The 24,764-nt window shown below is 70.5% G+C and carries 18 protein-coding genes; 8 read left to right on the top strand and 10 right to left on the bottom strand.

Features of this window, described 5'->3' with window-relative positions:
- Positions 1 to 9 precede the first annotated feature (9 nt).
- A complete protein-coding gene (locus AQJ46_RS26905; protein ID WP_059208056.1) occupies positions 10 to 549 on the bottom strand; it encodes a hypothetical protein in 540 nt (179 codons plus the stop codon).
- Positions 550 to 979: 430 nt separating this feature from the next.
- Here AQJ46_RS26905 and AQJ46_RS26910 point away from each other — a divergent pair, with 430 nt between their 5' ends.
- The 5 genes from AQJ46_RS26910 (at position 980) to AQJ46_RS26930 (ending at position 9,271) form a co-directional block, all read left to right on the top strand.
- Entirely contained in the window at positions 980 to 4,018 is a 3,039-nt protein-coding gene (locus AQJ46_RS26910; RefSeq protein WP_059208057.1) for a sensor histidine kinase, read from the top strand.
- Positions 4,015 to 4,437, top strand: a complete 423-nt coding sequence (locus tag AQJ46_RS26915) for a roadblock/LC7 domain-containing protein (RefSeq protein ID WP_057614086.1) — start codon at positions 4,015 to 4,017, stop codon at positions 4,435 to 4,437. The genes AQJ46_RS26910 and AQJ46_RS26915 overlap by 4 nt, the downstream gene beginning before the upstream one ends.
- A gap of 9 nt (positions 4,438 to 4,446) precedes the next feature.
- Positions 4,447 to 4,842: a DUF742 domain-containing protein gene (locus tag AQJ46_RS26920; protein WP_057614085.1), complete on the top strand. Its 396-nt coding sequence runs from the start codon at positions 4,447 to 4,449 to the stop codon at positions 4,840 to 4,842.
- A 207-nt stretch (positions 4,843 to 5,049) separates the two neighbouring features.
- Positions 5,050 to 8,685 (top strand): hydantoinase B/oxoprolinase family protein, encoded by a 3,636-nt coding sequence (locus AQJ46_RS26925; protein WP_059208023.1) that lies wholly within the window; start codon positions 5,050 to 5,052, stop codon positions 8,683 to 8,685.
- Entirely contained in the window at positions 8,666 to 9,271 is a 606-nt protein-coding gene (locus tag AQJ46_RS26930) for a GTP-binding protein (protein ID WP_057614083.1), read from the top strand. Before AQJ46_RS26925 ends, AQJ46_RS26930 begins: the two co-directional genes overlap by 20 nt.
- 71 nt (positions 9,272 to 9,342) lie before the next feature.
- Here the strand turns inward: AQJ46_RS26930 and glpK are convergent, their stop codons facing one another.
- The 5 genes from glpK to AQJ46_RS26955 form a co-directional block, all read right to left on the bottom strand.
- Positions 9,343 to 10,854 (bottom strand): glycerol kinase GlpK, encoded by a 1,512-nt coding sequence (gene glpK, locus AQJ46_RS26935; RefSeq protein ID WP_059208024.1) that lies wholly within the window; start codon positions 10,852 to 10,854, stop codon positions 9,343 to 9,345.
- Positions 10,855 to 10,936: 82 nt separating this feature from the next.
- Positions 10,937 to 11,662 carry an MIP/aquaporin family protein gene (locus AQJ46_RS26940; protein WP_059208025.1) on the bottom strand — a complete coding sequence of 242 codons (726 nt, stop codon included), beginning with the start codon at positions 11,660 to 11,662 and terminating at the stop codon, positions 10,937 to 10,939.
- 357 nt (positions 11,663 to 12,019) lie between these two features.
- The gene (locus AQJ46_RS26945) at positions 12,020 to 13,672 is read right to left on the bottom strand and encodes a GGDEF domain-containing protein (protein ID WP_059208026.1); all 1,653 of its coding nucleotides are present in this window, start codon (positions 13,670 to 13,672) and stop codon (positions 12,020 to 12,022) included.
- A 106-nt stretch (positions 13,673 to 13,778) separates the two neighbouring features.
- Positions 13,779 to 14,969: a lipid-transfer protein gene (locus AQJ46_RS26950; protein ID WP_059208058.1), complete on the bottom strand. Its 1,191-nt coding sequence runs from the start codon at positions 14,967 to 14,969 to the stop codon at positions 13,779 to 13,781.
- Positions 14,966 to 15,391 carry a Zn-ribbon domain-containing OB-fold protein gene (locus tag AQJ46_RS26955; RefSeq protein ID WP_059208027.1) on the bottom strand — a complete coding sequence of 142 codons (426 nt, stop codon included), beginning with the start codon at positions 15,389 to 15,391 and terminating at the stop codon, positions 14,966 to 14,968. Before AQJ46_RS26955 ends, AQJ46_RS26950 begins: the two co-directional genes overlap by 4 nt.
- A gap of 135 nt (positions 15,392 to 15,526) precedes the next feature.
- Here AQJ46_RS26955 and AQJ46_RS26960 point away from each other — a divergent pair, with 135 nt between their 5' ends.
- Entirely contained in the window at positions 15,527 to 16,063 is a 537-nt protein-coding gene (locus AQJ46_RS26960) for an NUDIX domain-containing protein (RefSeq protein WP_059208028.1), read from the top strand.
- Positions 16,064 to 16,066: 3 nt separating this feature from the next.
- On the opposite strand, the gene AQJ46_RS26965 is transcribed toward AQJ46_RS26960, so the two are convergent.
- Positions 16,067 to 18,433 carry a glycoside hydrolase family 31 protein gene (locus tag AQJ46_RS26965; RefSeq protein ID WP_059208029.1) on the bottom strand — a complete coding sequence of 789 codons (2,367 nt, stop codon included), beginning with the start codon at positions 18,431 to 18,433 and terminating at the stop codon, positions 16,067 to 16,069.
- Positions 18,434 to 18,645: 212 nt separating this feature from the next.
- On the opposite strand from AQJ46_RS26965, the gene AQJ46_RS26970 reads away from it, so the two are divergent.
- Positions 18,646 to 20,613, top strand: a complete 1,968-nt coding sequence (locus tag AQJ46_RS26970; RefSeq protein WP_059208030.1) for an acetoacetate--CoA ligase — start codon at positions 18,646 to 18,648, stop codon at positions 20,611 to 20,613.
- Positions 20,614 to 20,622: 9 nt separating this feature from the next.
- On the opposite strand, the gene AQJ46_RS56575 is transcribed toward AQJ46_RS26970, so the two are convergent.
- Positions 20,623 to 20,802 (bottom strand): hypothetical protein, encoded by a 180-nt coding sequence (locus tag AQJ46_RS56575; protein WP_059208031.1) that lies wholly within the window; start codon positions 20,800 to 20,802, stop codon positions 20,623 to 20,625.
- 476 nt (positions 20,803 to 21,278) lie between these two features.
- Between AQJ46_RS56575 and AQJ46_RS26980 the strand changes: the two genes are divergently transcribed.
- Positions 21,279 to 22,172, top strand: coding sequence for a hypothetical protein (locus AQJ46_RS26980; RefSeq protein WP_059208032.1), 894 nt, complete (start codon positions 21,279 to 21,281; stop codon positions 22,170 to 22,172).
- Positions 22,173 to 22,242: 70 nt separating this feature from the next.
- On the opposite strand, the gene ptsP is transcribed toward AQJ46_RS26980, so the two are convergent.
- Positions 22,243 to 23,913 carry a phosphoenolpyruvate--protein phosphotransferase gene (gene ptsP / locus AQJ46_RS26985; RefSeq protein WP_057614074.1) on the bottom strand — a complete coding sequence of 557 codons (1,671 nt, stop codon included), beginning with the start codon at positions 23,911 to 23,913 and terminating at the stop codon, positions 22,243 to 22,245.
- A gap of 82 nt (positions 23,914 to 23,995) precedes the next feature.
- A complete protein-coding gene (locus tag AQJ46_RS26990) occupies positions 23,996 to 24,445 on the bottom strand; it encodes a PTS sugar transporter subunit IIA (RefSeq protein ID WP_059208033.1) in 450 nt (149 codons plus the stop codon).
- Positions 24,446 to 24,764: the final 319 nt, after the last annotated feature.

Here is a 24,764-nt window from a genome sequence, read left to right on the forward strand (position 1 = left end):
CTCAGCCGCTCAGGGGTGCGACAACTGCCCTGTGCCGCCGCCTTGTCGCCGTATCCGCTCCTGAGTCCGCTCGGCAAGCCGCGCCTGCCGCCGGGCCCTGCGCCGCTCACGTCGCAGTGCGCGCGCCGTGCTGCTCGGGGTCGACACCACTCCGTGGCGCTGGTTCCAGACCTGGCGGGTCACCCAGACGTCCAGGGCGCCCCAGGTGGCCACCACGGTGCTGGCCACACTGCTGACCACCATCGGGAACGCCAGCCAGGAACCGGCCAGGGTGCACAGGAAGGCCACCATCGCCTGAAGCAGGGTCACGGCGATGATGAGCACCGCCCGCACCGCGGAGTTGCGCACCGGATCCGGCAGCCGACGCCTGCGCGCGGGTTCCTCGACCCACAATGGCTGGTACGTCTCCTCCCGGGCGGCGCCGCGCCCGCTCGGCATGTCCGACCCCGCCGGTATGTCGTGAAGCCGCGCATCCCGGCGCCGAGGCGCCGTCGTACCCGCTGTCTCCACGCCGCTTCCCGGCGCCTCCTGCCGTTCCGCCGTGCCCATCACCGTGTCACTCCCCACCGCCGGCAGACCCCTCGTCCCGGTGTCCGTAAACCGGGCTTCAAGGTGGCTGCCCGGCTTGCGCTGGTTTACGCCGCCCAGTTGCAGATGCGGCTCCTGTGGCCGAATCCACCGCCATTTCCCGAAGAGAAGGACGAACAAGACCACTTCAAGATTCCCGCACCACGTCAAAGAAACGAAAAAATCCAGCCAACCACCGGCCCTGGCCGATCGGTTCCGGTCGGACGCGTACCACCTGATCGCAGGAGGCAATCTCCCGCAATGGGAGGACAACTCCCCATGTCGCGACAGTGGAGCGGAAGTTCGGGTTCCGGATGCAACTTCGAGTTACGTGTGCGTCGGTAGTAGGCTCGCGCCGTTTGTTGACGTACATGTGTACCCCCGGCCGGCGGGGGTCGAGCTGGGGGAGGCCATGCGCTTTCGCGGGAAGTCGATCCGCCGGAAGATCGTGGCGCTGCTTCTCGTGCCGCTGGTGTCCCTGATCGCGGTGTGGGGCTTCGCCACGGTACTGACGGGACGTGAGGTCGCCCAGCTCTTCCAGGTATCCACCGTCACGGAGAAGCTCGGTTATCCCATCGAGGACACCGTGCGCGTGCTCCAGCAGGAACGCCGCCAGACGCTTGTCTATCTGGCTGATCCGCGCGCGTCGGACGCCCTGTCCGCGCTGCGCAGCACAAGGAACGCCTCCGACGACGCCATCGCCAAGTTCCGGCAGAACGCGCGCGATCCCGATGCCCGCGACGGACTGGACCAGGACGACGACGAACGCCTCACCGCCGTCCTGGACGCGTTCGACGGCATCGACTCACTGCGCCGCAGCGTCGAGGAGGGCACGGTCACCCGCCTCCAGGCCTTCTACCAGTACAACCGCCTCGTCGACCCCGCCTACGACCTGCTCGCCACCCTCGACGGCGTCGACAGTGTCGAGTTGGACAAGCAGGCACGGGCTCTGGTCAACATCACCCGGGCCCGCGAACTGCTCTCCCGCGAGGACGCCCTGCTCGGCTCCGCCCTGGTGGTGGGCAAGCTCACTCACGACGAGATCCGCGACGTCTCCGATCTCGTCGCCCAGCGGACCCTGCTGTACGACGTCAACCTCGGAGTGCTGCCGACGTCGGAACGCGAGCGGTACGAGCGCTTCTGGAAGAACGCCGGCACCGCCCCGCTGCGCTCCGCCGAGCAGTCCGTCGCCGGTGCTGAACCCGGAACCGACGGCAACGTCAGCGCCAAGAGCTGGGACGCCGCCGCGGGCAGTGTGCTCGACGAACTCGCCAAGCTCGACGACCAGGCGGGCGATCGCCTCCAGGACCGTGTCCGGCCGGACGCGATGGGCGTGATCATCAAGGCGGCCGTCGTCGGCGTCCTCGGTCTGATCGCCCTGCTCTTCTCGCTGGTGCTGTCCGTACGTGTCGGCCGCGGCCTCATCCGTGACCTGAGGCAACTGCGCCTGGAGGCCCACGAGGCTTCCGGCGTACGGCTGCCCAGTGTGATGCGCCGGCTCTCCGTGGGCGAACAGGTGGACGTGGAGACCGAGGTCCCGCGCCTGGAGTACGACAAGAACGAGATGGGTGAGGTCGGCCAGGCCCTCAACACCCTCCAGCGCGCAGCCGTCGAAGCCGCCGTCAAGCAGGCGGAGTTGCGCGCCGGGGTCTCCGAGGTCTTCGTCAACCTCGCCCGCCGCAGCCAGGTTCTCCTGCACAAGCAGCTCACGCTGCTCGACACCATGGAGCGCCGCACCGAGGACACCGACGAGCTCGCCGACCTCTTCCGCCTCGACCACCTGACCACCCGTATGCGCCGGCACGCCGAAGGCCTGGTGATCCTCTCCGGCGCGGCCCCCTCCCGGCAGTGGCGCAAACCCGTCCAGCTCATGGACGTCGTCCGCGCCGCCGTCGCCGAGGTCGAGGACTACGAGCGCATCGAGGTCCGCAGGCTGCCCAGGGTGGCCGTGACCGGCCCGGCCGTCGCGGACCTCACGCATCTCGTGGCCGAACTCCTGGAGAACGCCACGGTGTTCTCCCCGCCCCACACCGCCGTCCAGGTCCTGGGCGAGCGCGTCGCCAACGGCTTCACCCTGGAGATCCACGACCGCGGACTCGGCATGGCCGCCGACGCGCTGCTGGACGCCAACCTCCGGCTCGCCGAGACACCGGAGTTCGAGCTCTCCGACACCGACCGGCTGGGCCTGTTCGTGGTCAGCCGGCTCGCCCAGCGGCAGAACGTCAGGGTCTCGCTGCAGCCTTCGCCGTACGGCGGCACGACGGCCGTCGTCTTCATTCCCGACGCGCTGTTGACCGACGACGTCCCGGACACCAACGGCATCGGCTTCCGTCTCGACCGCCCCCGGCCGTCGAAGGAGGCCGAACTGGAGGAGGCCCAGCGCGTCTCGCTCACCCGGGGACCGGCCCAGCTGGCGGCCAGGACGCCCGCGATCCTGGACGGCCCGGTCGAACTGGAAGCTCCTGTCGACCTGGACGCCCTGAACGACTTCCCGGGTGTGCTCGACTCCGAGGACAGCGAGCGTGGCGGACTGTTCCGCCCGCGCCGCTCCCTGGCCCACGTCGACGACGAAGCCCCGGGAACCGACGGAACGGACATCGGCGACGGCGGCCCGGACGCCCCGGTGTCACTGTCCCGCCGCCGGACTCCCAAGCTGGTCACCTCCCACGGGCGCCCGGTCACCGACGGGCGGACGGGACGCGAGGAGACGGACGAGCCACCGGCGATCGGCCCGGGCGCGTCCAGGCCGCAGACGACCCCGTCGGCGGGACAGGGGCCCGCGCGCTCCGAACCTCCCACGCTGCCGAGCCGCCGCCGCGCCGCGGCCCTGCGCCGGGGCACCGGCGTGGCCGACCGCATCGACGAGCTGACGGAAGCACCGACCTCCTCGGCGTTCCCGAGCCGTGAAACCGGCGGGCCGTCCGGAGCTCCGGTCCTGCCCCGACGCACCCGGCGTGCCGAAATCGCGTCCAGCGGCACGGGCCCGGACTCGGGCGACTCCGCCACCGATGCCACCGGCAGACCGGGCGCGCCCGGTCTCGGCCCCGTCGCCTCTGCTCCGGGCGCCCTCGGCAGGGGTGGCCCGGCCGGCTCCGCCCCGGACGGCGTCGTACGTCCCGGCTGGGGCGAGTCCGCCCGCGGTGCCTCCGGAGCATCCGACTCGGGCAGGCCGCCCCTCGGCTCCGCACGCGGGTCCCAGGACGCCGGCTCCGGTACCGCCCCGCTTCCCCGCCGGGTACGGCAGGCCAATCTCGCCCCCCAGCTCAAGCAGGCACCGGTGCGGCGCCCCCAGAACCAGGCGGAGCCCGCCGAACGGGACGCCGACGAGGTCCGCAGCCGAATGGCCTCGCTCCAGCGCGGCTGGCAGCGTGGCCGTGAGGAGAACGCCGTGGGCGACGACACGCCAGGCGGCACAGCACCACAACGAACGACTAAGGGGGACGGTCCATGACCGCACCGAAGGCGACCGACAAGTCCGGCGAGCTGAACTGGCTCCTCGACGACCTGGTGGACCGCGTCGCGAGCATCCGCAAGGCCCTGGTGCTCTCCAGCGACGGCCTCCCGACCGGCGTGTCCAAGGATCTGACCCGCGAGGACAGCGAGCACCTCGCCGCCGTGGCGTCCGGGTTCCACAGCCTCGCCAAGGGCGTGGGCCGGCACTTCGAAGCGGGCAACGTCCGGCAGACGGTCGTGGAACTGGACGACGCCTTCCTGTTCGTGACGGCCGCCGGCGACGGCAGCTGCCTCGCCGTCCTCTCGGACGCCGACTCGGACGTGGGCCTCGTCGCGTACGAGATGACGCTCCTGGTCAAGCGGGTCGGTGTGCATCTCGGTGCCGCTCCGCGCACCGATCTGCCTCAGGGCGGGTAGTGAGATGGCATGAGCACAGACGGTCAGGGAAGAAGCCACTGGTTCGACGACGAGGCCGGACCGGTGGTCCGTCCGTACGCCATGACACGCGGCCGCACCACGAGTGCCGGGCAGCACCGTCTCGACCTCATCGCGGTCGTGGTGGCCGAATCCCATACGGACGATCCCGAAGGGGACCACTCGCTGTCCCCCGAGCACGTGGACATCGTCGACCTGTGCCGGGACACCCCCCAGTCGGTCGCCGAGCTGTCCTCCGAACTCGACCTGCCCATCGGGGTCGTACGGGTCCTCATAGGCGACCTCGTGGCCTCGGAGTGGGTCCACGTGAACCGGCCGGTGCCGCCCGCCGAGCTCCCGGACGAGAGCATTCTGCGCGACGTGATCAACGGCCTCAGAGCCCTGTGACCGACTGGCCCGCCCGCCCGGGGGCCGCCTGACCTCGGTGAACACCGAGTACGTGCCAGGGACCCGAGCCGGGAGTCCCCACCGGTCCGCGGCGGGCGCCGGCACACCCCTGCCGATATGATCTGACTGATCGTCGACGACCATCCGCGGACGGCCGCCCACCAGTCCGCGGACACGGTTGCGAGCAGTGCGATCGGGGAGACCGACGTGACGACAGGCTGGCAGTTCTGGGTCGACCGAGGCGGCACCTTCACCGACATCGTCGCGCGACGCCCGGACGGCCGCCTGCTCACCCACAAGCTGCTGTCGGAGAACCCGGCCCGCTACGCCGACGCCGCGGTCGCCGGGGTCAGGATGCTCCTGGACGGCTCCGGGGAACCCGTCGACGCCGTCCGCATGGGCACCACCGTCGCCACCAACGCCCTGCTGGAACGCAAGGGGGAGCGCACCCTCCTCGTCATCACCCGAGGCTTCCGCGACGCCCTGCGCATCGCCTACCAGAACCGCCCCCGCATCTTCGCGCGCCGCATCGAACTCCCCGAGCTCCTCCACGAGCGGGTCGTGGAGGCCGACGAGCGCGTCGCCGCCGACGGCACGGTGCTGCGCGCCCTCGACCTGGACACCCTCGCCGGTCCCCTGCAGGAGGCGTACGACGACGGGATCCGGGCCGTTGCAGTGGTCTGCCTGCACAGCCACCTCCACCCCGCTCACGAGCAGGCGATCGGACAGCTCGCCGCCCGCATCGGCTTTCCGCAGATCTCGCTCTCCAGCGAGGTCAGCCCGCTGATGAAGCTCGTCCCGCGCGGGGACACCGCCGTCGTCGACGCCTACCTGTCGCCGGTGCTGCGCCGATACGTCCGCCACGTCGCCGACGAACTCGAAGGCGTGCGGCTCATGTTCATGCAGTCGAACGGCGGCCTCGCCGAAGCCCGGCAGTTCCGCGGCAAGGACGCCATCCTCTCCGGCCCCGCCGGGGGCATCGTCGGGATGGCCCGCATGTCCCAACTGGCCGGTTTCGAGCGGGTCATCGGCTTCGACATGGGCGGCACCTCCACCGACGTCTCGCACTTCGCGGGCGAGTACGAACGTGTCTTCACCACCCAGATCGCCGGTGTCCGGCTGCGCGCCCCCATGCTGGACATCCACACCGTCGCGGCCGGCGGCGGCTCGGTACTGCACTTCGACGGATCCCGCTACCGCGTGGGGCCGGACTCGGCGGGCGCGGACCCGGGCCCCGCCTGCTACCGGGGCGGCGGCCCGCTCGCCGTCACCGACGCCAACGTGATGCTCGGCCGCATCCAACCCGACCACTTCCCCAGCGTGTTCGGCCCGGACGGCGACCAGCCCCTCGACGCCGGACTCGTCCGCGACCGCTTCACCGCCCTCGCACGCGAGATCCGCGAGCGGACCGGTGACGACCGCACTCCCGAACAGGTCGCCGAGGGGTACCTCCAGATCGCCGTCGCCAACATCGCCAACGCCGTCAAGCGGATTTCCGTCCAGAAGGGCCACGACGTCACCCGCTACGCCCTGACCACCTTCGGCGGGGCGGGCGGCCAGCACGCGTGCATGGTCGCCGACTCGCTCGGCATGCGCACGGTCCTGGTGCCGCCCATGGCCGGTGTCCTCTCCGCGCTCGGCATCGGACTCGCCGACACCACGGCCATGCGTGAACAGTCCGTCGAGGCCCCCCTGGAGCCCGCCGCCATGTCCGGCGTCCTCAAGACCGCCGACGACCTGGAGAGCGCCGCCCGCGGTGAACTCCGCGCCGAGGACGTCCCCGAGAACCGTATCCAGGTCACCCGCCGCGCCCAGCTCCGCTACGACGGCACCGACACCCCCCTCATCGTCGAGCTGACCGAGCCGGCCGCGATGAGGCACGCCTTCGAGGAACGTCATCGCGCCACGTACTCCTTCACCCTCGACCGCCCGCTCGTCGTCGAAGCCCTCTCCGTCGAAGCCACCGGCATCACCGAACCCCCCGATCTCTCCGCCCTGGCCGTCTACCAGGGCAGCCCGACCGCCCCCGGCACCGTCCGCCTCCACACGGCCGGCGCCTGGCGCGACGTCCCCCTCCACCGCCGCGAGGACCTGCCTCCCGGCGAGTCCGTCACCGGCCCCGCGATCATCACCGAGACCAGTGCGACGACCGTCGTCGACGACGGCTGGCAGGCCGCGACGACCGACGACGGGCATCTGGTCATGGAACGCGTGACGATTACGGAGAGTTCCGATCTCGACACGCAAGCCGACCCGGTTCTGCTCGAGGTCTTCAACAACCTCTTCATGTCCATCGCCGAACAGATGGGCGCGCGCCTGGAGTCCACGGCCCAGTCCGTCAACATCAAAGAACGCCTGGACTTCTCCTGCGCGCTCTTCGACCCGGACGGAAACCTGGTGGCCAACGCCCCACACATCCCCGTCCACCTGGGCTCGATGGGTACCAGCGTCCAGGAGGTCATCCGCAGGCGCGGCCCGTCCATGAACCCCGGTGACACCTACGCGGTCAACGACCCGTACCACGGCGGCACCCATCTGCCGGACGTCACCGTGATCACCCCGGTGTTCGACGTGAGCGCCACGGAGAGTGATCAAAGGATCCTCTTCTACGTCGCTTCCCGCGGCCATCACGCCGAGATCGGCGGCATCGCCCCCGGCTCCATGCCCGCCAACAGCAGCACCATCGAGGAGGAGGGCGTCCTCTTCGACAACTGGCTCCTCGCGGAGAACGGCCGCTTCCGCGAGGAGGAGACCCTCCGCCTGCTCACCGAGGCGCCGTACCCCTCCCGCAATCCGAAGACAAACCTCGCCGACCTCCGCGCCCAGATCGCCGCCAACCGCAAGGGCGTCGACGAAGTCGGCCGCATGATCGAGAACTTCGGTCTCGACGTCGTGCAGGCGTACATGAAGCACGTCCAGGACAACGCCGAAGAGGCCGTGCGCCGGGTGATCGACGCCCTGGACGACGGCGAGTACGCCTACGAGACCGACTCGGGCGCCGTCATCCACGTACGCGTGCGCGTGGACCGCGAAAGCCGCTCCGCCACCGTCGACTTCACCGGGACGTCCGCCCAGCTGACCACCAACTTCAACGCGCCTTTCGCAGTGGTCAACGCGGCTGTCCTGTACGTGTTCCGGACGCTCGTCGACGACGACATCCCGCTCAACGACGGCTGTCTGCGCCCGCTGGACATCGTCGTACCGCCCGGCTCCATGCTGGCGCCCGAACCGCCGGCCGCCGTCGTCGCGGGCAACGTGGAGACCTCGCAGGCGATCACGGGCGCCCTGTATGCGGCGCTCGGTGTCCAGGCCGAGGGCTCCGGCACCATGAACAACGTCACCTTCGGCAACGAACGCCACCAGTACTACGAGACGGTGGCCTCCGGGTCCGGCGCGGGCGAAGGCTTCCCCGGCGCACCAGCGGTCCAGACCCACATGACCAACTCGCGGCTCACGGACCCCGAGGTCCTGGAGTGGCGACTGCCCGTACGGCTCGACGAGTTCGCGCTGCGGCCCGGCAGCGGCGGCGCCGGAAAGTGGCACGGCGGAGACGGTGCCGTACGCCGCATCCGGTTCCGCGAGCCCATGACGGTCTCCACCCTGTCCCAGCACCGTAGGGTGCCCCCGTACGGCATGGCGGGCGGCGAGCCCGGTGCGCTGGGCGCCAACCGCGTGGAGCACGCGGACGGTACGGTCACCGAACTCGCCGGTCGTGACTCGGCGGACGTCGGCCCCGGCGACGTACTCGTCATCGAGACCCCCGGCGGCGGAGGCTATGGCCCGCCGTCGACCCAACACCCCCAGCAAGCAGGAGAAGAGACCAATGATCTTCGGGCGTTCTGAGCGCGGCAAGCCCCCGGTCGAGCCCGTCACGCTCAAGATCCTGGTGGCCGGCGGCTTCGGCGTGGGCAAGACCACGTTCGTGGGCGCGGTCAGCGAGATCAGGCCGCTGCGCACCGAGGAACTTCTGACCGAGGCAGGGCGCCCGGTCGACGACACCAGCGGTGTCGAGGGCAAGCGCACCACCACTGTCGCCATGGACTTCGGACGCATCACCCTGCGCGAGGACCTGGTGCTGTACCTGTTCGGCACACCCGGGCAGGAACGGTTCTGGTTCATGTGGGACGAGCTCTCCGAAGGTGCCCTCGGAGCCGTCGTGCTGGCCGACACCCGCCGCCTGGAGGACTGCTTCGCGGCCGTCGACTACTTCGAGCGGCGCTCCATACCCTTCCTCGTCGGCGTCAACTGCTTCGACGGAGCGATCCGTTACCCGGAGGAGGATGTACGCCAGGCTCTCGACCTCGACGAGGACGTACCGATCGTGCTGTGCGACGCGCGGCACAAGCAGTCGGTCAAGGACGTCCTCGTGGGCGTCGTCCAGCACGCCATGGCGTACTCGGCGCGGCGCCGTCAGAGCGTCACCACCTGAGACACGGGTGCGGCCCGTACCCCCGCCGACAGGGGTACGGGTCGCGGCTTTTCGGCACCACGCGCGCGTGCCTAGTTCTCGCCGTCCTCTTCCCAGCCGAAGCTCTTCTCCACGGCCTTGCGCCAGTTGTGGTACTGGCGGTCCCGGACGGACGCCTCCATGTTCGGCGCCCACTCGACGTCCTTCTGCCAGTGGGACTTCAGCTCGTCGAGGTCGTTCCACACGCCTGTGGCGAGCCCGGCCGCGTACGCGGCACCCAGGCACGTGGTCTCGGAGACCTTCGGCCGGACCACCGGCACGTCGAGCACATCGGCCTGGTGCTGCATGAGCAGGTTGTTCTTGGTCATGCCGCCGTCCACCTTCAGGGTGGTGATCTGCACTCCGGAGTCCTGGTACATGGCGTCCACGACCTCGCGCGTCTGCCAGCTCGTCGCTTCGAGCACCGCGCGCGCGAGGTGCGCCTTGGTGACGTACCGCGTGAGACCCGTGACGACACCGCGCGCGTCGGAGCGCCAATAGGGCGCGAACAGGCCGGAGAAGGCGGGCACGATGTACGCGCCGCCATTGTCCTCGACACTCGCCGCCAGGGGTTCGATCTCGTCGGCGGTACGGATGATGCCGAGCTGATCGCGGAACCACTGGACCAGGGCGCCCGTGATGGCAATCGACCCCTCCAGGCAGTACACCGGCGCCTCACCGCCGATCTTGTAGCCCATCGTCGTCAGCAGCCCGTTCTTCGAAGGGACCGGCCGATTGCCCGTGTTGAGCAACAGGAAGGAGCCCGTGCCGTACGTGTTCTTCGCCGTGCCCACGTCGTAGCAGGCCTGCCCGAACACCGCGGCCTGCTGGTCGCCCAGCGCGGACGCCACGGGCACGCCCGCCAGTTGGCCGACCGCGGTGCCGTAGACCTCGGCGGACGACCTGATCTCGGGCAGCACGGCGTCCGGCACGTTCATCGCGGACAGGATGGACTGATCCCACTGGAGGGTCTCGAGGTTCATCAGCATGGTCCGTCCGGCGTTGGTCACGTCGGTGACGTGCCGCCCGCCGTCCGTGCCACCGGTGAGGTTCCAGATCAGCCAGGAGTCGATGGTGCCGAAGGCGATGTCACCGTTCTCGGCGCGTGCGCGCAGCCCCGGCACGTTGTCCAGCAGCCAGGCCGCCTTCGGTCCCGAGAAATAGGTGGCCAGCGGCAGCCCGGTCTGTTCGCGGAAACGGTCCTGTCCGTCGGAGCCGCCGAGTTGCCTGGTCAGCGCCGCGGTGCGGGTGTCCTGCCACACGATCGCGTTGTGCACGGGCTTGCCCGTCGCGCGGTCCCACAGGACCGTCGTCTCGCGCTGGTTGGTGATGCCGAGCGCACTGAGCTGGTCGGCCCGCAGCCCGGCCTTGGCGATGGCCCCGGCGACGACGGCCTGCACCTTGGACCAGATCTCGGTGGCGTCGTGCTCCACCCAGCCGGGCTTGGGGAAGATCTGGCGGTGCTCGCGCTGGTCGACGGCCACGATCGCGCCGTCCTGGTTGAAGATGATGCAGCGGCTGGAGGTGGTGCCCTGGTCGATAGCGGCGACGAACTTGTCCGTCATGACGTCCCCTTCGTCGGTTCCTGCACAAGGCTGCGTTTCACGGGCTGCGTCTCACGAGGACTGCGTTTCACAAGGGCTGTGTTCAGAAGGCTGCGTTGAAGATCACCCCGGCCAGCGCCCCGCCGATCAGCGGTCCCACCACCGGGATCCACGCGTAACTCCAGTCCGAGGTGCCCTTGTGGGGAATCGGCAGCAGGGCGTGGACGATGCGCGGGCCCAGGTCACGGGCCGGGTTGATGGCGTATCCGGTGGGCCCGCCGAGTGACAGACCGATGCCGACGACCAGGAAGGCGACGACGAGGACAGCGGTGCCGGACTCGCCGAGTCCCTTGGTGAGGCCGAAGGCCAGGATCGGCAGGACCAGGCCGATCGTCGCGATGATCTCCGTGACCAGGTTCGCCACGGGGTTGCGGATCGCGGGCGCGGTGGAGAAGATCCCGAGCGTCGGCTGGGCGATCTCGTCGTCGGCGTTGGCCTGGAACTGAGCGAAGTAGACCAGCCAGCACAGGACCGCCCCGAGCATCGCGCCGACCATCTGACCGGCGATGTAGAGGGGAACCTGGTCCCAGTCCCCGGTGTCGATGGCGATCCCGAGGGTCACGGCGGGGTTGAGATGCCCGCCGGACAGCGGTGCGGCGGTGTACGCCCCGGCGAGCACGCCGAAGCCCCAGCCGAACGCGATGACGACCCAGCCGGAGTCCTTCGCCTTGGAATAGTTGAGTACGACGGCGGCGACCACGCCGGCGCCGAAGAGGATCAGAATCGCCGTACCGATGACCTCACCGAGGAATACGTCTCCGTTGCTCATGGCGGCTCCTAGGCCCTGGCCCGGGACGTTCCCGCCCCGGTCCTCCGTGCAGGGTTGCGGTTCCCTTGGCGAACTGCCGAGGGCAAGGAGAATCCCGCGCCCCGCCCGGCGTCCGCGACGAGCGTGCCGTCGCAGCCGAATCGCCCGTGGGGGAGTGGGCCTGAGCTCGTGGGGGCCCGCGCGGCGTGGTGCCTGGATACGCCGAGAATGTACGGCGATGTCGACTGACACCGGAAGTGTTCACCGGGCCCCGGGGGGCGTCAAGGTCGCCGACGGCAACGGTTGGGACGGGCGGCCGAACCGCCTCGACCAACGGGCAGGACCGGCCGGAGCCCGAACGGCACCCACGGCCGTGCTTCAGCCCCTCCCCGGCTCCGCCACCGCGTACCCCGTCGAAGCGGCCTCCGCGCCCGCTGAGCGCCGGATCTCGTGCCCGGGCAGCCCTGCCCGCCCCACGACCCAACTCGCCCCGCTGAGCGCCTTCGCGGCCTTCTTCAGCGGCGCCAGACACGCGGCCGCCTCCCTGTGGTCCGCCACACTGCCGGGCAGGCACTCCACCGTGGCCAGGGACAGGGTCACGGGCCGCCCGCCCGCGGCCCAGGGCGCGTCCAGCACGGCGGCGGCCAGCGGAGCGAGCTCCTCCGGGTCCGCCAGCACCAGGAAGTCGTCCCCGCCGATGTGCCCCACGCGCGTGGTGCCGGTCGCCGCGTGCTGCAGCAAGCGTCCCACCGCGCGGATGAGTTCGTCGCCCGCAGCGAACCCGGCCCCGTCGTTGACCTGCTTGAATTGGTCGACGTCCAGCCAGCTCAGCGCGAACGTCCGCCCGGCCGCGATACGACGGTCCACCTCACCCGTGATCGCGTCCGAACCCGGCAGCCGGGTCAGCGGATTGAGCCCGGCCGCCTCCTCCACCCGGGTCTCGCTCAGCGCCCGTACGAGATCCGCGAGCCGTACGGCCCCCACGCAGCGGCCGTGCCGGTCGACCACGGCCACGTCGTCCGACGTACGGTCCCGGTCGCCCACGGCGACCACGTCCAGTACCTCCCACGCGGTGGCGTCGATCCCCACCGTCCGCGGTGGATCGCCGAGCTTCGCCGCGGGGCGTTCGGCGTACAGGGCGTGTCCGTAGCGGCCCGACATCGACAGCAGGAAACGCGAGCGGTGCACCGAGCGGAACGGCACCCCGTTCCTGTCCACGAGCAGAACCCCCGACACGTCGGGCGATCCGGTCAGCAGCGCCCGCACCTGACCCGCGGAGGCGGTGGCCGGCAACAGCGCGGCGGGGCGCACGAACTCCCGTACCGAAGGACCCGACCGCGGTGGCGGCGCGTCAAACGGGGAGGGGGGCGGAACGTACACCTCCGCCGCGGGAAGCCGGGAGGGCGGCGCGAACAGTGTGCCCTGCGCCAGCTGCGCCCCGGCCGACAGCGCGGCCCCGTACTGCAGTTCCGTCTCCACTCCCTCGACACAGAGGAGCGCGCCGACTTCGTCGCACAGGGTCCGCATCGCCCGTACCGCCGAAGGCCGGAACAGCAGCGACGCGTCGAGCTTCACGAGATCGGGCGACATGTCGACAAGCAGCCTCAGTGGTACGTCCCCGTCCCCCACACCGTCCGCGCTGATCCGGAAGCCCTGTCCCCGCAGCTCGGCGAGAGCCTCCAGCAGCGCCTGATGCGGTACATGCGTGTACGGCGGACCCACGTCGATCGTGACCTCCCACGGCAGCCGTCCCGCCTCACGTACGGCGTGGTGCAGCGGGGTGAGGCCGCCGAGGTCGGCGAGCGTGCCCGCGAACACGTTGACGTGCAGCGGCAGCAAGGTTTCCCTGCGCACCGCCGCCCGCAGCGCCAACACGACGAGCCGACCGTCGACTTCGGGGTCGCGGCGGGCCTCCGCCAGGATGTCGCCGGTCTCCGGGCGGGCGAGTATCTCCAGCCCTGCGACTCCGCCGGTGGCCAGATTGACCACCGGTTGGAAGGCGAAGCGGAGAGTGTCCGTCCAGGAGCGCACGGGAGCATGATGGCGTCATTCGCGCACGCCCAACCGCAGTTCATGAGACGTTCACGCAGGATTCCGGGGCGCTCACGCAGCGTATGAGAACCCCCTTTCCCTCCGATCACCTCACGGCGATCACCGCCGACCCGTGTCCGAACAGCCCCTGGTTGGCGGTGATCCCCACGCGTGCGTGCTCGACCTGCCGGGCACCCGCGTCGCCCCGCAACTGCCAGGTGAGCTCGCACACCTGGGCGATCGCCTGAGCCGGAACCGCCTCGCCGAAGGAGGCGAGTCCGCCGCTCGTGTTGACGGGTATGCGTCCGCCCGGTGCCGTCGCCCCCTCGCGCAGGAGCTTCGCGCCCTCGCCCTCTCCGCACAGTCCGAGGTCCTCGTACCACTGCAACTCCAGGGCCGTGGACAGGTCGTAGACCTCGGCGACGGAGAGTTCCTCCGGCCCGACGCCGGCCTCCTCGTAGGCCGCGCGCGCGATCGACGCGCGGAACGTCCCGGCGGTGGGCTCGACCGCGGCGGCGGAGTCCGTCGCGATGTCCGGAAGGTCCAGCACCGTGTTCGGATACGTCGGCGTCACCGTCGACACCGCCCGGATCCGCACGGGCTCGACCACGCCCCTCCGCCGAGCGAACTCCATGCTGGAGAGCACGAGCGCCGCACCGCCGTCCGAGGTGGCGCATATGTCGAGCAGTCGCAGCGGATCCGCCACGACGGCGGAGGCCGCGACCTCTTCCGCGCTCACCCGCTTGCGGTACCGCGCATACGGATTCAGCGCCCCCAGGGCCGCGTTCTTCACCTTGACCTGAGCGAAATCCTCCACCGTGTCCCCGTGCACGGCCATGCGGCGCCGCGCGTACAGCCCGAAGTAGGTCGGGTTGGTCGCGCCGAGAACCCGGAAGCGCAGCCAGTCCGGATCGTCGGGCCGGTCGCCGCCCGCGGGGCGGAAGAACCCTTTCGGCGCGGCATCGGCACCCACCACGAGCACTACATCGGCCAGTCCCGCGAGGACCTGTGCCCGCGCGGCGGCAACCGCCTGCGCCCCGGACGCGCACGCCGCGTACACGCTGGCGACACGGGCCCCCTGCCAGCCGAGCGCCTTGGCGAAGGTCGCCCCTGCCACATAGCCCGGATAACCGCCCCGCACGGTGTCCGCGCCGACGATCGAGCCGACGTCCCGCCACTCGAGGCCGGCGTCGGCCAGCGCCGCGCGGGCGGCCGCCACGCCGTACTCGACGAAGCCGCGCCCCCATTTGCCCCATGGGTGCATGCCCGCGCCGAGCACCGCCACCTCTCCTGTCATGCCGTCACCCCCCTCGGCCGCCAGTGCCACGTCGTCCAGACCGTCTCGCCGTCCTCATGGAGCACACCCGGGACGACCTCCACCTCCGCGCCCACCGCCAGGTCGGCGACGGTCACCCCGGGAACCGCCTGCCCCAGCACCACGATCCGCTCGGCGGCCAGCTCCACAGCGATCAACGTGTACGGCTCCCACGGAAGTTCCGGATCGGTCACATACGGTGACGGAGGCCGGTACCGGCTGTCCGTGTACGACCAGACGCGACCGCGCCGCGAAAGGGGAATCTCCGCCAGATCGCCACTGTCGCATCCGGGGTTGCGGCAGTGGCTGTCCTCGCGCGGGAAGAAGACCGACGCGCAGGCGGAGCAGCGGGTCCCGAGAAGCGTGAAGTCGTCTCCCTCGCCGGCGAACCACCCGGTGACCACAGGTGTGCGTATGTGCGGCAAGACCCCTCCCCGGGCCGGATCTGACGGGACGTCAGAAGTGTTGCACGGGCGGCCGCAAAGAGGCAGAGGGCCCAACGGAACCGGACTACCCGATGATCAGATACAGTCCGCCGCGTGTCCGAAACTCAGCACTCCACCCCCAACTCCGTGCCCGGCTCTCACTGTTCGAGCTGCGGAGCGCCCTACGGAGAGGGCGTCGCAGGCTGGCCCCGCACCTGTCCCGCCTGCAACACGGTGGCCTACCGCAACCCCCTGCCGGTCGCCGTCGCACTCCAGCCCGTGTACGACACACAGGGCACCGCCCTGGTCGTCATCACCCGAACCATCGCCCCCGCGCGCGGAGGCATCGCGCTGCCCGGCGGTTACCTCGACGACCGTGAGGACTGGCGGCACGCCCTGGTCCGCGAACTCAAGGAAGAGACCGGCATCGACGCGGCGAGCCGCGACGTACGGCTCGTCGACGCGCTGAGCTCGCCCGACGGGCACCTGCTGCTGTTCGGGGTGTTGCCGGAGCGTCCCGCCGACGGCCTCCCGGCGCCCGCCGCCACCGACGAGACGGAGGGCTGGCACCTCCTGCGCAGGCCGGAAGAGCTCGCCTTCCCGCTGCACACGCTGGCCGTGCGGGCCTGGTTCGAGGGCCGCTACGTCTGATCCTCAGCGCGCTCCCAGCCCGCGCAGCCGCACCGGGTGGGACGGCTCGCTCACGCCGTCCTCGCCCTCCCGCTGAACGACCACCTTCCGGCCCTCCCAGCGGGCGACGTAGCGTTCGATCTCCGGTTCGTCCCAACCGTCGCCCGCGTCCGCAACGACCAGTCCGCCCCCGCTCCGCCCACGGGCGGGCGCCCACACCTCCAGTTCGAGACCGCCGTCGTCCCCCCGCACCGGAATGACGGCGCCCGCGCGCGCGAGTACCGGAATCCGCGACAGCGGGGCGTCGACGAGCACCTGTCCCGGCCCCTCATAGACCTGTTCCGTGGCCGTGTCGTACCAGCGCCCCCGCGGCAGCTGAACTGCGCGCCGGTCACTGCCCGGATCGAGCACCGGTGCCACGAGCAGGCAGTCACCCAGCAAGAAGGCGTCCTCGCAGTCCCGCAGGGCACGGTCCTCGGGCGCGGACCACCACACGGGCCGGACATAAGGCGCACCGGTACGCCGGGCCAACTGAGCGAGCGTCATGAAGTACGGCAGCAGCCGCCGGCGTTCCACGAGCGCCACGCGCGCGTGCTCCAGCACCTCGGCTCCGAACTCCCACGGCTCCCTGCGCCCTGCCCGCAGACTCGCGTGGGTACGGAACAACGGCAGGTAGGCGCCGAGTTGGAACCACCGCAGATACAGCTCGGGCGAGGGGTGCCCGTCGTAGCCGCCCACGTCGGGCCCCGAGTACGGCACCCCGCACAGCCCGAGCCCCATCACGAGCGACAGCGAAGCACGCAGCCCCGGCCAGCCGGTGGCCACGTCACCGGACCAGGTGCCGCCGTATCGCTGCATGCCGGCCCATCCGGAACGCGAGAACAGGAAGGGCCGCTCGTCCGGCACCAGGTCGCGCAGACCCTCGTACCCGGCCTGGGCCATGCACAGCGCATAGACGTTGTGCGCCTCCCGGTGGTCACCGCTGCGGTCCTCCAGGGAGTGCCTGGCCGAACGCGGCAGGGTGGACTCACCGAACGCGTTGAAGGACGTGGGCTCGTTCATGTCGTGCCAGAAGCCCTTGAACCCCGCCGTGACCCTCTCCTGGTAGAGGCGACCCCACCACGCACGCACGCGTGCGTGCGTGAAGTCCGGATAGACCGCCTCCCCGGGCCACACGACCCCTTGCACGAGCCGCCCCGACGCGTCCCGCACGAAGGCGTCCTCGACCGTCCCGCTGTCATGGACGGCGTTGCCAGGCGCGGCCTTGACCGCCGGGTTGACGATCGACACCAGCCGGATCCCGTCCCGCAGCAGTTCCTCGGCCAGTTGCGGCAGCTTGGGAAACCGCTCCTGGTCGACCGTGAACACCTGGTGCTCGTCGTAGTGGTCGATGTCCAGATGGACGGCATCGAGCGGCAGCGCCCGCTCCTGGTACCCGGCGACGATCCGCCGTACCTCCTGCTCACTGCCGAAGCCCCAGCGGGCGTGATGATGACCGAGCGCCCAGGACGGCGGCAACGCGGGCGCACCGGTCAGCGAGGCCCAGGCGAGCAGCACGCGCGCGGGAGTGCCCACCATCACCCAGCAGCGCAGCGGACCGCCGGCCATCCGCAGCTCGGACATCCCCACTTGGTCGTGTCCTGAACCGGCGCCCTCCTCGCCCTCCCGCAGGGTCACGGTGCCGTCCCACGAGGTGTCGTGGAACACGAGATGGGTGGCGGCGTCGGCCACCACCAGTTGCACCGGCATCGTGACGTACAGCGGATCGTCCCCCGGCCCGAACGCCCGGCCCGGGTCGGTGTTCCACAGCCGGTACGTCCCGTCCCGCAACCGAGGCCCCGACGCCCGTCCCCCCAGCCCGAAGAACCGGGCGTCGGCGGCCACCTCCGACCGCTGCATCCAGCGCGCCTCGCCGCCGCCCACCGGCTCCCACCAGCGGGGCGGCAGATCCCGGCGCAGGATCACCCCGCCGGGCGTACGCACCTCGACCGCTCCGTGCCGCGACACCACGACCGTCGCCCGCTCGGCCACGACCCGCCAGCCGCCGTCCTTGTCCGGCTCCAGGACCGCCCGGGGATCCGGCTCCGGGCAACGGCCCACCAGCGCGTACGACGGTTCCGGCTCGGCCCCGTCCCACCCCCAGAAGACCGCCCCGTTCACCGCGACGACGATCCGCAGCTCGGAGCGGTTGAACCGTATGACGCCCCCGCCCGGACCTGACTCGACCTCCCGCATCGGCCCCGGCACCCGCGCCCGCTCTGCCCCCCGTGCCGGCAGCCCGACGGCGTCGATGCGCCTCCTGCGCCACGCGGCGCGCACGGTACGCAACCCCTGGGGCGCCCCCGCCGAACCAACCGCCTTCACCGAACGCACCAGGTCACGACCGTTCATGCTGCTCACCCTGCCACTCACTGGTTCACCCGCGCGTGTCGTTCAACTGGCGTTCACCCGTGCCGGGGCCACATCTTCACGACACGGACTGTGTGGGGCGCACCCTGGCGTAGAAGTTGATCACATGGCATCGTCCCTGTCAGCCGCGTCACGCGCACACCCCTGGCCCGTGCGCGGGAGACGCACACGACGCGCACAGTCCGGGAGCCCCCATGTCGACCGTGAATCCCCAGCCGCTCTGGCAGCCAGATCCGCAGCGCATCGCCCGGTCCCAGGTCACCAGGTTCCAGGCATGGGCGGCCGAACACCACGGCGCCCCGGCCGACGGAGGCTATGAAGCCCTCCACCGCTGGTCGGTGGACGAGCTGGAGCCGTTCTGGGAAGCAGTCACCCAATGGTTCGACGTACGGTTCTCGACGCCCTACGCGCGCGTGCTGGGCGACCGCTCGATGCCCGGCGCCGAGTGGTTCCCCGGAGCCACCCTCAACTACGCCGAGCACGCCCTGCGCGCGGCCGAGACACGCGGGGACGAACCCGCCCTCCTGCACGTCGACGAGACCCATGAGCCGCGCCCGGTGACCTGGTCCGAGCTGAGCCGCCAGGTCGGCTCCCTCGCCGCGGAGCTGCGCGCCCTCGGCCTCCGGCCCGGCGATCGCGTCAGTGGCTACCTTCCGAACATCCCGCAGGCCGTCGTCGCCCTGCTCGCCACGGCCGCGGTGGGCGCCGTCTGGACGTCCTGCGCCCCCGACTTCGGCGCCCGCAGCGTCCTGGACCGCTTCCAACAGGTCGAACCGGTGGTCCTGTTCACCGTCGACGGCTACCGCTACGGCGGCAAGGCGCACGACCGCCGCGAGACGGTCGCCGAACTCCGCCGCGAACTGCCTTCCCTGCGCGCCGTCGTCCACATCCCGCTGCTCGGTACCGAGGTTCCTGAAGGCGCCCTGGAGTGGGATGCCCTCACGAGCGCCGACATCGAGCCGGTCTTCGAGCAGGTGCCTTTCGCACACCCCCTGTGGGTGCTCTACTCCTCGGGCACGACAGGCCTGCCGAAGGCGATTGTCCAGTCCCAGGGCGGCATCCTCGTCGAGCACCTCAAGCAGCTCGGCCTGCACTGCGACCTCGGCCCCGAGGACCGTTTCTTCTGGTACACCTCCACGGGCTGGATGATGTGGAACTTCCTCGTCTCCGGCCTCCTCACGGGCACGACCGTCGTCCTGTACGACGGCAGCCCCGGCTACCCCGACACGGGCGCCCAGTGGCGGGTCGCCGAACGCACGGGCGCCACCCTCTACGGCACCTCGGCCGCGTACGTCATGGCCTGCCGCAAGGCCGACGTGCACCCGGGCCGCGACTTCGACCTCTCCACGGTGCGGTGCGTGGCCACCACCGGCTCACCGCTTCCGCCCGACGGCTTCCGCTGGCTGCACGACGAGGTCCGTGAGGACCTGTGGATCGCCTCCGTCAGCGGGGGCACGGACGTGTGCTCGTGCTTCGCGGGCGCCGTACCGACCCTGCCCGTGTACATCGGCGAGCTCCAGGCACCGAGCCTGGGCACCGACCTGCAGTCCTGGGACCCGAGCGGCAAGCCCCTGATCGACGAGGTGGGCGAGCTCGTCGTCACCAACCCCATGCCGTCGATGCCGATCCACTTCTGGAACGACCCCGACGGAAGCCGCTATCACGACAGCTACTTCGACACCTATCCCGGAGTGTGGCGGCACGGCGACTGGATCACCGTCACCTCGCGCGGCTCGGTCGTCATCCACGGGCGCTCCGACTCGACGCTCAACCGCCAGGGCGTCCGCATGGGTTCGGCCGACATCTACGAGGCCGTGGAGCGACTCCCCGAGATCAAGGAGTCCCTGGTCATCGGTATCGAGCAGCCCGACGGCGGCTACTGGATGCCGCTGTTCGTGCAACTGGCCCCGGGAGCCGTCCTCGACCAGGCACTCCGCGACCGCATCAAGGCGACGATCCGCGAAAACCTCTCACCCCGCCACCTCCCCGACGAGGTCATCGAGGTCCCCGGCATCCCGCACACCCTCACCGGGAAGCGCATCGAGGTCCCCGTCAAACGCCTCCTCCAGGGCACTCCTCTGGAGAAGGCGGTCAACCCGGGCTCCATCGACAACCTCGAACTGCTCCACTTCTACGAGGACCTGGCCCGCAAACGCGTCTGACGGAGCGGGTCATCCACCGTAGGTGGCCTCGGACTCACCGAGCACGCCGGCGAAGTCCGAGGCCAGCCGCGCCGTATCGGCCGGCTCCAGCTCAGCGGCCGTGATCCGCCCGCCCGGACCGGCCGACAGCCGGAACCTGGCCCCGGCCATCACGGCCGACGCGTCCCGGACGGGCACCCCCACATGCATCCCGCTCGCCCCGTGCGCCTCGATGCCCCGATCGCCGAGTTCCCGTACGAGAGCGTTCCGGCGCAGCGCTTAGGTCTCCTCGGCACGAGCGACCAAAGCCCCGATTCGGCACCACCGCAGCGGCTGCCCGGAACCTCCTCCTCCCGCCCTCCGCCACCTTCGCCCTGGGCGGCATCACCATGGCCGAGATGCTGCACTCCACATCTCCCGGGAACTCGCCCTCGCCCCCTAGACCGCCCAGGGCACCTACCTCGGCGTCCACGGCCTGGCCCAGTCCGTGCAGCGCACCTTCGGACCACTCGCAGTCACCGCGGCCATCGCCACCGCCCCGGCAGGATGGGCCGCCTTCGGCGCAGCCATAGCCCTGACCTGCGTGATCCAGCACCGAATGGTCCGGGCGCACCTCACACAGACCTCATTGTCAGTGCCGACGGTTACTGTGAGTGAGAATTGATCGACTGCGCACAGGGGGAAACATGGCGCACACCGACCACCAGACAATGCGACGCGTCCTGCGCCGCGAAATCGCCGGAACCATCGGCCTGCTCACCGACGAACACGACTTCCGCGCCATGCGGCGCTACCGCAGCTTCACCTTCGACGACCACGCGACCTACCTGAAACAGGTCGAAGACCTCCTGAGGATCCGCGCCTCACAGGGCAGCCACACCACCGTCGCCCTCTTCGACCCCCAGGAGTACGCAGAGTTCTGCGAGGAGACCGGTCTCAACCCGGACATCCCGTCGAGCCGAACACGCTTCACGGCAGAACTCGCCAACACCGGACCGACGCTCCCGTACGAGGGCCAGCCCCTCACCGACCTCGTGCCCGCCCTCGTTGACGAAGCCGTCCGCCAGGCCACCTGGGAGTACGCGACCACTCTCCTCGCCCGCCTCGGCACCTGCGGTTCCTGCGGGGAGGACATCGGCCGCGCGGCCTTCACCCGCGCCTCCGACCTCCTCGTCCGGATCCTCGACACAGCCCTACCGGGCGAACACCACCTCGTCTGCAGCGTCACCAGCACCCCGGAAACCCTCGTCGCCGTCCTCCACTCCGAAGAGAACACCGAGGGGGCCGTCCAACTCGACGAGGCCGAAGCCCTCGAATTCACCACGGTCCTCGCACTCGGCATCGCCACCCAGAGCCCCGGCGGACTCGTCATGCGCACCAGCGCCCCCGGGACCACCGACCGCATCTACGGCTGGCGGCTGCGCGGCGACGGCCTCGAACCCCTCACCGCCGGAGAAGTCTTCGACGCCTACTGCACGGATATCGATTCCGGCGACCTGATCTCCCCGGAATCGGACGTCGACTACTGCGTGCCTCCCGACCTCGGACCGCAAGGACAGACGTCGCGCCACAGTCACTGAACACAAAGAGGGCGCTCCACCCGCAGGTGGAGCGCCCTCCAGGAACCGTCAGCCGGCCTCTCCGGTCCGACTACTCGCCCGACAACACCGCCTGGGCCGCATCGCGCGCGTCCTCGGCACTGTCGGCGGCCCGCGCGGCGGCGGCAGCACGCTCGCACTGCGCCAGCGTGTACTTCGCCAGCGTCGCCCGGACATAAGGAATCGACGCCGCACCCATGGAAAGCGAGGTGACCCCAAGACCGGTCAGCACACAGGCGAGCAGCGGGTCGGACGCGGCCTCACCACAGACACCACAGCTCTTGCCCTCGGCCTTCGCCGCCTCGGCGGACAGCGCGACCAGGTCGAGCAGCGCGGGCTGCCACGGATCCTGCAGCCGCGACACGGCACCCACCTGTCGGTCGGCGGCGAAGGTGTACTGCGCGAGGTCGTTGGTCCCGAGCGACAGGAACTCGACCTCCTGCAGGATCGACCGCGCCCGCAGAGCGGCCGAGGGAATCTCCACCATCGCGCCGAACTTCGCCCGCAGCCCTGCCGCACGGCACGCGTCGGCGAACGCCTTGGCATCGGCGCGGTCCGCCACCATCGGGGCCATGACCTCAAGGTAGACGGGCAGACCCTCGGCGGCCTTCGCGAGCGCCGTCAGCTGAGTCCGAAGCACGTCAGGGTGATCGAGCAGCGTCCGCAGTCCACGTACACCCAGCGCCGGGTTCGGCTCGTCGGACGGCGTCAGAAAGTCCAGCGGCTTGTCCGCGCCCGCGTCCAGCACACGAACGACCACACGACCCTCGGGGAACGCCTCGAGGACCTGGCGATATGCCTCGACCTGCTTCTCCTCGGACGGAGCGTTCTTGCTGTCGTCGAGGAAGAGGAACTCGGTACGGAAGAGACCGACGCCCTCGGCTCCCGCTTCGACCGCGGCGGGCACGTCCGCCGGACCACCGACGTTGGCCAGCAGCGGCACCTTGTGGCCGTCGGCGGTGGCACCCGGACCCGTCGATGCGGAGAGCGCGGCCTTCCGTTCGGCGGCAGCGGCCTCCAACTGGGCCTTCTTCTCATCGCTCGGGTTCACGAAGATGTCACCGGTGCTGCCGTCGACAGCGATGACCGTGCCCTCGGCCAGCTCACCGGCGCCCGGCAGCGCCACAACGGCCGGCACACCGAGCGCCCGCGCCAGAATCGCGCTGTGGCTGGTCGGTCCACCCTCCTCGGTGACGAAACCCAGAACGAGCGTCGGGTCCAGCAGAGCGGTGTCGGCAGGCGCGAGATCACGCGCCACCAGGACATAAGGCTCGTCGCTGTCCGGGACGCCCGGCATGGGCACTCCGAGCAGACGGGCGACGATACGATTCCGCACGTCGTCGAGGTCGGCGACGCGACCGGCCAGGTACTCACCCGCGCCCGCCAGCAGCTCGCGGTACGCGGCGAACGCGTCGTACACGGCGCGCTCGGCCGTGCTGCCGACGGCGATACGCCGGTCCACGTCTGCCATGAGCTCGGGGTCCTGGGCCATCATGGCCTGCGCTTCGAGCACCGCCTGAGCTTCACCGCCCGCCAGATTGCCGCGCGCCATCAGGTCGGCCGCCACAGCCTCCACGGCCTTGCGGGCGCGCCCCTGTTCACGCTCCGCGTCCTCGGCCGGAATCTGCTTGGCAGGCGGCTCCAGCACCGCCGTTCCCATGTGCCGAACCTCGCCGATCGCCACACCGTGGCTCACGCCGACGCCTCGCAGCGTTGTCTCCATCTCACCCGTCTCCGATAGTGCGGCGGGTCCCGCCGCCGCGATGGTTGTCGCCTCTACTTGCCGTCGTACGACGGCGCTGACGTCACTTCCAGACGAAGAGACTGTCGTCGACCTTCACGTCGCCGTCCTCACGGAGTTCGGAGAGGGCCTCGGCTGTGGCCTCCAGAGCCACGACCGGGCAGACCGCGGACTTGCCGGCGGCCTCGACGGCGGCCGGGTTCCAGCGCACGATCGCCTGACCGCGCGTGACGGTGTCGCCCTTGTTCACCAGCAGCTCGAAACCCTCACCGTTGAGCTGCACGGTGTCGATGCCGAGGTGGACGAGCACGCCGTGCCCCTGTTCGTCCACGACGACGAAGGCGTGGGGGTGGAGAGAAACGATCACACCGTCGACGGGCGCGACGGCCTCGGACGGTTCGCGCACGGGATCGATCGCCGTACCAGGGCCGACCATGGCCCCGGAGAAGACCGGATCAGGCACGGCGGCCAGTCCGATGGCGCGTCCAGCAAGAGGGGACGTCACGGTGGTCATGGGAAGCCTCCCAGGGGTGGAGCTGCGTATATGCACCGTCATTGCTCGTCCCGGACGGCGCTGTCCAGCAGCGTATGGCATGTGAAGTACGGGTTCCGCAGGAAAGATACCGCTAAGTGGTCTAGACCACCAGCCCAACGGATTTGCACCCTCTTCGCGGCCCCCTGTACAGTCGTACTCCTGCTTGAGGCCGAGCGGCGCCACCGAGCGTCCCAGCCGGGCAGCACCCAACTTGTCAGATCCTAACTCCGGATCATCTTCTGCATGCTTGCAGGGCGGTGGTCAGAGGGCCGGAAAAACACTGATAGAGTTTGGGAAC

This window comes from Streptomyces canus, assembly GCF_001514145.1.
Taxonomy (GTDB): domain Bacteria; phylum Actinomycetota; class Actinomycetes; order Streptomycetales; family Streptomycetaceae; genus Streptomyces; species Streptomyces canus.